The organism is Streptomyces sp. NPDC055103 (genome assembly GCF_053607625.1).
In genome coordinates this window covers 88006-96137 of record NZ_JBSGTX010000002.1, presented here as the reverse complement: position 1 = coordinate 96137, position 8132 = coordinate 88006, and the positions used below count along the sequence as shown (strand labels likewise).

General features: G+C 69.9%; 10 protein-coding genes. 5 read left to right on the top strand and 5 right to left on the bottom strand.

Annotation, left to right across the window (positions count from 1 at the left end):
* Nucleotides 1-128 precede the first annotated feature (128 nt).
* Complete coding sequence (locus ACWFR1_RS02400) at nt 129-734, bottom strand: phage tail tube protein (protein WP_453545554.1); 606 nt, start codon at nt 732-734, stop codon at nt 129-131.
* Between the two features lie 126 nt (nt 735-860).
* Nucleotides 861-1271, bottom strand: coding sequence for a hypothetical protein (locus ACWFR1_RS02395; protein ID WP_453545552.1), 411 nt, complete (start codon nt 1269-1271; stop codon nt 861-863).
* A gap of 431 nt (nt 1272-1702) precedes the next feature.
* Here ACWFR1_RS02395 and ACWFR1_RS02390 point away from each other — a divergent pair, with 431 nt between their 5' ends.
* Complete coding sequence (locus ACWFR1_RS02390) at nt 1703-2530, top strand: hypothetical protein (RefSeq protein WP_453545550.1); 828 nt, start codon at nt 1703-1705, stop codon at nt 2528-2530.
* Nucleotides 2531-2620: 90 nt separating this feature from the next.
* Here the strand turns inward: ACWFR1_RS02390 and ACWFR1_RS02385 are convergent, their stop codons facing one another.
* The 3 genes from ACWFR1_RS02385 to ACWFR1_RS02375 all read right to left on the bottom strand — a co-directional run bounded on the left by ACWFR1_RS02385 (nt 2621) and on the right by ACWFR1_RS02375 (nt 3955).
* Nucleotides 2621-2857 (bottom strand): hypothetical protein, encoded by a 237-nt coding sequence (locus tag ACWFR1_RS02385; protein ID WP_453545548.1) that lies wholly within the window; start codon nt 2855-2857, stop codon nt 2621-2623.
* The gene (locus ACWFR1_RS02380; RefSeq protein ID WP_453545775.1) at nt 2851-3558 is read right to left on the bottom strand and encodes a hypothetical protein; all 708 of its coding nucleotides are present in this window, start codon (nt 3556-3558) and stop codon (nt 2851-2853) included. The genes ACWFR1_RS02385 and ACWFR1_RS02380 overlap by 7 nt, the downstream gene beginning before the upstream one ends.
* A 121-nt stretch (nt 3559-3679) precedes the next feature.
* A complete protein-coding gene (locus ACWFR1_RS02375) occupies nt 3680-3955 on the bottom strand; it encodes a WhiB family transcriptional regulator (protein ID WP_453545546.1) in 276 nt (91 codons plus the stop codon).
* 252 nt (nt 3956-4207) lie between these two features.
* Between ACWFR1_RS02375 and ACWFR1_RS02370 the strand changes: the two genes are divergently transcribed.
* From ACWFR1_RS02370 to fusA, 4 genes are all read left to right on the top strand, one after another.
* Nucleotides 4208-4657, top strand: coding sequence for a helix-turn-helix domain-containing protein (locus tag ACWFR1_RS02370; protein ID WP_453545544.1), 450 nt, complete (start codon nt 4208-4210; stop codon nt 4655-4657).
* A 355-nt stretch (nt 4658-5012) separates the two neighbouring features.
* Nucleotides 5013-5384, top strand: a complete 372-nt coding sequence (gene rpsL / locus ACWFR1_RS02365) for a 30S ribosomal protein S12 (RefSeq protein WP_003948652.1) — start codon at nt 5013-5015, stop codon at nt 5382-5384.
* Nucleotides 5385-5386: 2 nt separating this feature from the next.
* Complete coding sequence (gene rpsG / locus ACWFR1_RS02360; protein WP_024755400.1) at nt 5387-5857, top strand: 30S ribosomal protein S7; 471 nt, start codon at nt 5387-5389, stop codon at nt 5855-5857.
* Nucleotides 5858-5896: 39 nt separating this feature from the next.
* Nucleotides 5897-8026 (top strand): elongation factor G, encoded by a 2130-nt coding sequence (gene fusA / locus ACWFR1_RS02355; protein ID WP_453545541.1) that lies wholly within the window; start codon nt 5897-5899, stop codon nt 8024-8026.
* Nucleotides 8027-8132 lie beyond the last annotated feature (106 nt).

Below are 8132 nucleotides of genomic sequence, written 5' to 3'. Positions count from 1 at the left end.
GGGGGGCGTGCGTCTGGCCTCGCGGGCCCGGGGCCCCGCCCGCTGGGGGGGGGGGGGGCGGGCGGGCCGGGGGGGGGGGGGGGGGGGGGGGGGGGGGGGGGGCCCCCCCCGCCCCGGGTGGAGAAGGATCAGACGGTCGCGGAGTACTGGCTGTCCTTCATGAGGAAGGTCGCCAGCGGCTTGCCGTCGGCGTTCGACATGGCGCTGAAGGTGATGCCCAGGGTGGACGCCGCCTTGCGGGCCAGCTTGATGTCGTCGGACGCGGTGACCTGGCCGCGCGGGATGATGAACCGGTACGTGACCGCGGTGTTGCTCCCGGCCTTGACGTCGGTGAACTCCAGGCCGAGGGCGCGGGCATCCGCGTACGGACGCTCGGCGATCTCGTACTTGTAGGTCTCCGCCTGCGCGGCCGGGTCGGCCTCGACCTTGCCGCCGCCCATGAAGAACGGCAGCGTGTTCTCGTTGAACTGGAGCATGGAGAACTTCAGCGAGAGGTCACGGGCCGAGTAGATGTAGTGGATCGGGGAGACCGACTGCCACGAGTCGATGGCCTCCAGCTTGTCCTTCTTCGAGAAGGTGACGCCGTCGCCGGTGGTGAAGCCGAGGTCCGTCCAGCCGGTCCAGTCGGCGGAGGGCTCGCCGGCGCCGAAGGCGGGGGCGGCGGTGCCGACGTTGGCCACGTAGAGCTTGCCGGTGCCGGCGACGCGGATCTCGGCCGAGTTGTTTCCTGCCATGGTGGTTTTCTCCTTGTGATGGGGTGAAGGCACCGCCCCGGGCGTGAGACCCGGGTACGGCAAAGGCCCCGCCGGACGGCGAGGCCTGGTCTGTGGGGTGAGCGGCCGTCAGGGAGCCGGAGCGGCTCAGAAGACGCTCAGGGAGAGGCGGATCACGCAGAGGTAGCGGTTGGCGCCCCGGTAGAGGTAGTCGGGCAGCCAGCGCGGCCCGTCCTGCTCCTCCACGTCGTGGACGACGTTGTCGGCGCCGATCTGCTTGCCGATGGTGGCGAGCAGGCACCGCCGGGCCGCGTTGGCGAGGACGTGGGCCGCGTTCTTGGTCGGCCCGTACACCTCAAACTCGATCAGCGGCATGTCGACGTGCAGGTCGCCGATCCAGGCGCCGCCGCGGCGGTTCACCAGGACGGCGCTCTGCGTGCCGTCGAAGCCGGCCGGCGCGTTGACCGCGATGGTCGCGCCGGCCAGGGCGGGGTCGGCCTTGAGGACGTCGACGACCAGCTTCTCGACGTCCGGGAACGCACTCGGGGGAGTGGTCATGACGGTTCTCCTCAGGGGAGGGGAGGGATGGCGGGACGGGGTGCCGCCCGGGGCGCTCCGGCGGGAGGGGGCGGGGCGCGGCAGCGCACCCGGACGGCGGACGGCGGAGCCGCGTCCCGTCCTGCGGGCGCAGCTCCGCCGCTGCACCAACTGTGACAGCGATCGTGCGCGCACGCAACTAGAACGGTGAGGGGATGTGGCGGAACCCCTGGAGGGATCCGCCACCCGACCCGCACCAGGGACGGACCCCGACCCGCACCAGGGACGGACCCGGATCCGCACCAGGGACGGACCCCGACCCGCACCAGGGACGGACCCCGACCCGCACCAGGGACGGACCCCGACCCGCACCAGGGACGGACCCGGATCCGCCCGGCCCCCGGGGACACCCCCTCGATAGGTTGGCCGCCACCGAACCGAGGGAGCCGACCGTGACCGCCGACCGCCCCCGCCTGCTCTACGTGACCGACCTGGCCTACCCGGCCAACGGACGGCGCTACGGCGACGAGGACATCCACCTCACCGCGCGGCTGCGCGCCGACTTCGACCTGGCCCTCTGCCACCCGCTCGACGCCGCCGCCCTCATGGAGGGCTTCGACGCCGTCGTCGTCCGCAACAGCGGCCCGGTCCTCGCCTACGAGAAGGAGTACGAGGCCTTCCGCGCGCGGGCCCTGGCCCTCGGCACCCGCGTCTACAACCCGCTCCACGGGCGCGGTGACATGGCCGGCAAGCAGTACCTGCTCGACCTCACCGCCGCCGGGTACCCCGTCATCCCCACCGTCGACCGCCCCGAGGACCTCCACCGGCTGCCCGCCGCCACGGAGTACGCGGTCAAGCCCAAGGCCGGCGCCGACTCCATAGGACTGCGCTTCCTGCCGCCCGAGGAGCTCCCCGGCCTCGTCTACGACGAGCTCCTCGTCCAGCCCCGCGTCCCCTTCCGGTACGAGGTCTCCTTCTACTTCGTCGACGACCTCTTCCAGTACGCCCTGTACGCCCCCGACCCCGAGCGCCGCTGGATCCTGGAGCCGTACGAACCGACCGCCGAGGACCTCGTCCTCGCCCGCCGCTTCATCGACTGGAACACCCTCGACCACGGCATCCAGCGCGTCGACGCCTGCCGCACCCCGGAGGGGGAGCTGCTCCTCGTCGAGCTGGAGGACCTCAACCCCTACCTCTCCCTCGACCGCGTCCCCGAGCCGGTGCGCGAGCGCTTCGCCGCCACCCTGGTCCGCTCCCTCCACGCCTTCCTGGCGGCATGACCACGTGACGGCGTGACGGCATGACGAAGCGCCCCGAGTCCGGAAGATCCGGACTCGGGGCGCTTCGGTGACGAACGGTCAGGCGGTCGGTCAGGCGGTACTCGTACGGGTACGGCGGCGGGCCAGCCGCTCCGCCGCGAACACGTCCTCCAGGCGGAAGAGCTGGGCGCGGCCCGCCTTGCCCGCGGCCCGCAGGTGTCCCAGCTGCACCCACTTGCGGATCGTCGCGGGGGCGACCCCGGCCTCCTCGGCGGCGAGCGGCCCGGGGATCAGCGCGGGCAGCGCGGGCAGTCCGGACAGCGCCGGCATCGCGGGCGAGCTCAGCATGAGGTGGTCCCCTTCGTGTCGTCCATCGCCGCTTCGATCTCCTCGGTACGGGTCCCCGAGGCCTCCGTCAGTTCCGCCCACTCGCTCTCCGGCCACAGGTGCCGGTACGCGGGGTCGTCCTGACAGCCGCACGCCGCGTCCGTGCACACGCACGCCGGGTTCACGCACAGCACCGCGCGCCGGTCGGGGAACGCCCGCAGCGACACCGAGTCGCACCACGGGCAGCGCCCCGAGACCCGGACGATCGTCTCCGCGTCACCCAGCGTCCGGGCGCAGCGGCGGGCCATCCGCCGGATCTCGTCCCGGACGTGCCGGGCGAGGACCGGGTGGGCGGCGACGGCGTCGAGCAGGCCGACGATCCGCCGGAGCCGCTCGATCACCCCGGCCCGGCGCGGCCGCGGCAGGGCGAGCCGGGCGCAGACCGCCTCCTCCAGCTCGACCACGCCGTCGGTGATGTCCCGGATGGCGTCGGAGATGTGGAGCCGGATCGGGGCGGCGCCGTGCCCGGGAACGGAGAGGCCGTGCCGCTGTTCGAGGAGCAGCGCCTCGCGCCGCTCCTCGCGGATCAGCTCGTCGCGGCCGGGGTGCGGGGCGGTGGGGGCGGTCCCGGCGGGGGAGCGGCGGCCGGGCGCCAGCTCCTCGGAGAGCTCGGGAAACTGCCGTACGAGGGAGGCGGTCCAGAGGGCGATGTCCCGCAGCACGAGCTCGACAGCGCTCGCGCTGTTCGGAGAGCCCGGGTCCGGAACGCTCGCGCTCTTCGGGAGGGTCGGGCTGTCAGGGGCGCTCGCGCTGCTCAGGGGGCTCGCGACGCTGGCGGTGAGGTCAGCCACGGCGGCGACTCCCCGCAAGCGCGACCGCCTTCGCGACGCGCTCCGCGTCCGCCGGGCGGCCGTTGCGCCACAGGCGGCCCGCGCAGACGCCGTCGAAGTAGCTCTCGGCCGGGGCCACGGCCGCCTCGCACTCGCGGCGGACGGGGCAGTCGGCGCAGGCGCGCAGCGCCGGGGCCGCGTCCTTGGGGCGGCGGGCGAAGACGACGGACGGGGAGAGGCCGGCGCACGCGGCGGAGGCCTGCCAGGGGGACGGGTCGGTCGGGAACAAGAGGTTTCTCCACGGTCCGGGGCCACCGGGGCGCCCATGGGGCCGGTGGGGCTTCTGGTGCTCAGGGGGCCGGCGAGTGCGGCGATGAGCAGCCTTACACGTTGCGTGCGAGCGCGCAACAAACTTATGGGGATGCCCCGACCAGGTCTTCATCGATTCGACACGATTGCGTGCCCGAAAGCACGTAATTCTGTGCGCGCAAGCACGCTAAGGTGAGGCCTCCGGAGGGTGGGGAGTGAGGGAGCGGTACACATGACCAGTCAAGGGCTCGACGAATTCGCGGGTTGGGTCGAAGGCCTGATGAGAGCGCGCGGATACGACATCGACAGTCCCCGCGGCGGCGGGAAGTCCCGGATCGCGGACGAGGCCGGGGTGCACCGCGCCGCCGTGACCCGTCTGCTGCAGCGGCAGAGCATGCCCGACCTGGAGACCATGCGCCGGATCGCCCCGCTCCTCGGGGTCTCCGTCCGGGACATGCTGATCCGGTCCGGCCGGGTCACCCCCGAGGAGCTGCCGCTCGCGGCGGACCTGCTGCCGCCCAACGACTGGCAGCCGACCATGGAGGACTTCGCGCGCTGGCTCGGCGTGCCCGACGAGCGTCTGGGCGTCTTCGTCAAGGTCGTGAACCAGTTCCTGGAGCCCGCCGAGGAGGGCCTGGACGACGCGGCGGCCGTCGAGGCGAGGCGTACCGCGCGCGACTGACCGCCACCCGCCTGGACGGACCCGGTCGCCGGGCCCGTCCCGGCGACCCCCTTCAGGCGGCTCTCGCGGTGATCCCCCGGGCGATCCGGCACGTCCCGGCGCGCCCGGGGCTGCGCGTGCGTGGCCATTTGTTTTGACCGGAGTCCATGCGATAGGTACGCTCATGCCTTGTGCCTGGGGTGTGCCTGGGCTCCCGTGCGTGTCTTCCGCCGCACGGCGAGTCCGCGAAACGGCCACCGTGATCCGCGCCTTTTCCGCCTTCGGCGGAGGTCCGCGAATTCGACACACCCGACCGCGTGGGTCGGCGAATGTTCCAGGTTAGTTTCACCGACGGCACACAGAAACCGGAGAAGTAGTGCCTACGATCCAGCAGCTGGTCCGTAAGGGCCGGCAGGACAAGGTCGAGAAGAACAAGACGCCCGCACTCGAGGGTTCCCCTCAGCGTCGTGGCGTCTGCACGCGCGTGTTCACGACCACCCCGAAGAAGCCGAACTCGGCCCTCCGTAAGGTCGCGCGTGTGCGTCTGACCTCGGGCATCGAGGTCACGGCCTACATCCCGGGTGAGGGTCACAACCTGCAGGAGCACTCCATCGTGCTCGTGCGTGGTGGCCGTGTGAAGGACCTGCCGGGTGTTCGCTACAAGATCATCCGCGGTTCCCTCGACACGCAGGGCGTCAAGAACCGTAAGCAGGCTCGCAGCCGCTACGGCGCCAAGAAGGAGAAGTAAGAATGCCTCGTAAGGGCCCCGCCCCGAAGCGCCCGGTCATCATCGACCCGGTCTACAGCTCTCCTCTTGTCACCTCGCTGATCAACAAGATCCTGCTTGACGGCAAGCGTTCCACCGCCGAGCGCATCGTGTACGGCGCCATGGAGGGTCTTCGCGAGAAGACCGGCCAGGACCCGGTCATCACGCTGAAGCGCGCGCTTGAGAACGTCAAGCCGTCCCTCGAGGTCAAGTCCCGCCGTGTCGGTGGCGCCACCTACCAGGTGCCGATCGAGGTCAAGCCGGGCCGCGCGTCCACGCTGGCCCTCCGCTGGCTCGTCGGTTACTCCCGCGCCCGTCGCGAGAAGACCATGACCGAGCGCCTTCTGAACGAGCTGCTCGACGCCTCCAACGGCCTCGGCGCTGCTGTCAAGAAGCGTGAGGACACGCACAAGATGGCCGAGTCCAACAAGGCCTTCGCGCACTACCGCTGGTAGTCGCAACCCACATCGAGACCGAGAGAAGACTGAGCCGATATGGCTACCACTTCGCTTGACCTTGCCAAGGTGCGCAACATCGGCATCATGGCGCACATCGACGCGGGCAAGACGACCACCACCGAGCGGATCCTGTTCTACACCGGTGTCTCTTACAAGATCGGTGAAGTCCACGACGGCGCTGCCACGATGGACTGGATGGAGCAGGAGCAGGAGCGCGGCATCACGATCACGTCCGCCGCGACGACCTGCCACTGGCCGCTCGAGAATGTCGATCACACGATCAACATCATCGACACGCCGGGTCACGTCGACTTCACCGTCGAGGTGGAGCGTTCGCTGCGCGTGCTCGACGGTGCTGTCACCGTGTTCGACGGTGTGGCCGGCGTCGAGCCCCAGTCCGAGACCGTTTGGCGACAGGCGGACCGCTACGGCGTCCCGCGTATCTGCTTCGTCAACAAGCTCGACCGTACGGGCGCCGACTTCCTGCGCTGCGTCGACATGATCGTGAACCGCCTCGGCGCGGTCCCGATCGTCATGCAGCTGCCCATCGGCGCCGAGATGGACTTCCAGGGTGTTGTGGACCTCGTCCGCATGAAGGCCCTGGTCTGGTCCGCGGACGCGTCCAAGGGCGAGATGTACGACGTCGTCGACATCCCGGAGAACCTCACCGAGCTCGCCGAGGAGTACCGCGGCAAGCTCATCGAGTCCGTCTCCGAGAACGACGAGGAGCTCATGGAGCTCTTCCTCGAGGGCGTCGAGCCCACCGAGGAGCAGCTCTACGCCGCCGTCCGTCGCATCACCATTGCCTCCGGCAAGGGTGGCGGCGAGAAGACGGTCACCCCCGTCTTCTGTGGCACCGCGTTCAAGAACAAGGGCGTCCAGCCCCTGCTCGACGCGGTCGTGCGCTACCTTCCCTCCCCCCTGGACGTCGAGGCCATCGAGGGCCACGACGTCAAGGACGCGGAGCTGGTCGTCAAGCGCAAGCCGTCCGACGACGAGCCGCTGTCGGCCCTCGCGTTCAAGATCGCGAGCGACCCGCACCTCGGCAAGCTCACCTTCGTCCGGATCTACTCCGGTCGCCTGGAGGCCGGCACCGCGGTGCTGAACTCCGTCAAGGGCAAGAAGGAGCGCATCGGCAAGATCTACCGCATGCACGCGAACAAGCGTGAGGAGATCGACTCGGTGGGCGCCGGCGACATCGTCGCCGTCATGGGCCTGAAGCAGACCACCACCGGTGAGACGCTGTGCGACGACAAGAACCCGGTCATCCTGGAGTCCATGGACTTCCCGGCGCCGGTCATCCAGGTCGCGATCGAGCCCAAGTCCAAGGGTGACCAGGAGAAGCTGGGTGTCGCCATCCAGCGTCTCGCGGAGGAGGACCCCTCCTTCCAGGTGCACTCGGACGAGGAGACCGGCCAGACCATCATCGGTGGTATGGGCGAGCTTCACCTCGACATCCTCGTCGACCGTATGCGTCGCGAGTTCAAGGTCGAGGCGAACGTCGGCAAGCCGCAGGTCGCGTACCGCGAGACGATCCGCAAGGTCGTCGAGCGCGTGGACTACACCCACAAGAAGCAGACCGGTGGTACCGGTCAGTTCGCCAAGGTGCAGATCGCGATCGAGCCGATCACGGACGGCGACGCCACGTACGAGTTCGTGAACAAGGTCACCGGTGGCCGCATCCCGAAGGAGTACATCCCTTCGGTCGACGCGGGTGCGCAGGAGGCCATGCAGTTCGGCATCCTGGCCGGCTACGAGATGACCGGCGTCCGCGTCATCCTTCTCGACGGTGGCTACCACGAGGTCGACTCCTCCGAGCTGGCGTTCAAGATCGCCGGTTCGCAGGCCTTCAAGGAGGCCGCGCGGAAGGCTTCGCCGGCCATCCTCGAGCCCATGATGTCCGTCGAGGTCACCACGCCCGAGGACTACATGGGTGAGGTCATCGGCGACATCAACTCCCGCCGTGGCCAGATCCAGGCCATGGAGGAGCGCAGCGGCGCTCGCGTCGTGAAGGGCCTCGTGCCCCTCTCGGAGATGTTCGGCTACGTCGGAGACCTCCGCAGCAAGACCTCGGGTCGCGCAAGCTACTCGATGCAGTTCGACTCCTACGCCGAGGTTCCGCGGAACGTCGCCGAGGAGATCATCGCGAAGGCCAAGGGCGAGTAGCTCTCCCGAGTTCACGCTTTAGGCTTGACACCAGTCGCCGGGGCTCGACCCCCGAAACCCGAGGAATCGGGCCCCGGTGGATGGCATCCCAGCAAAGATCACCTGG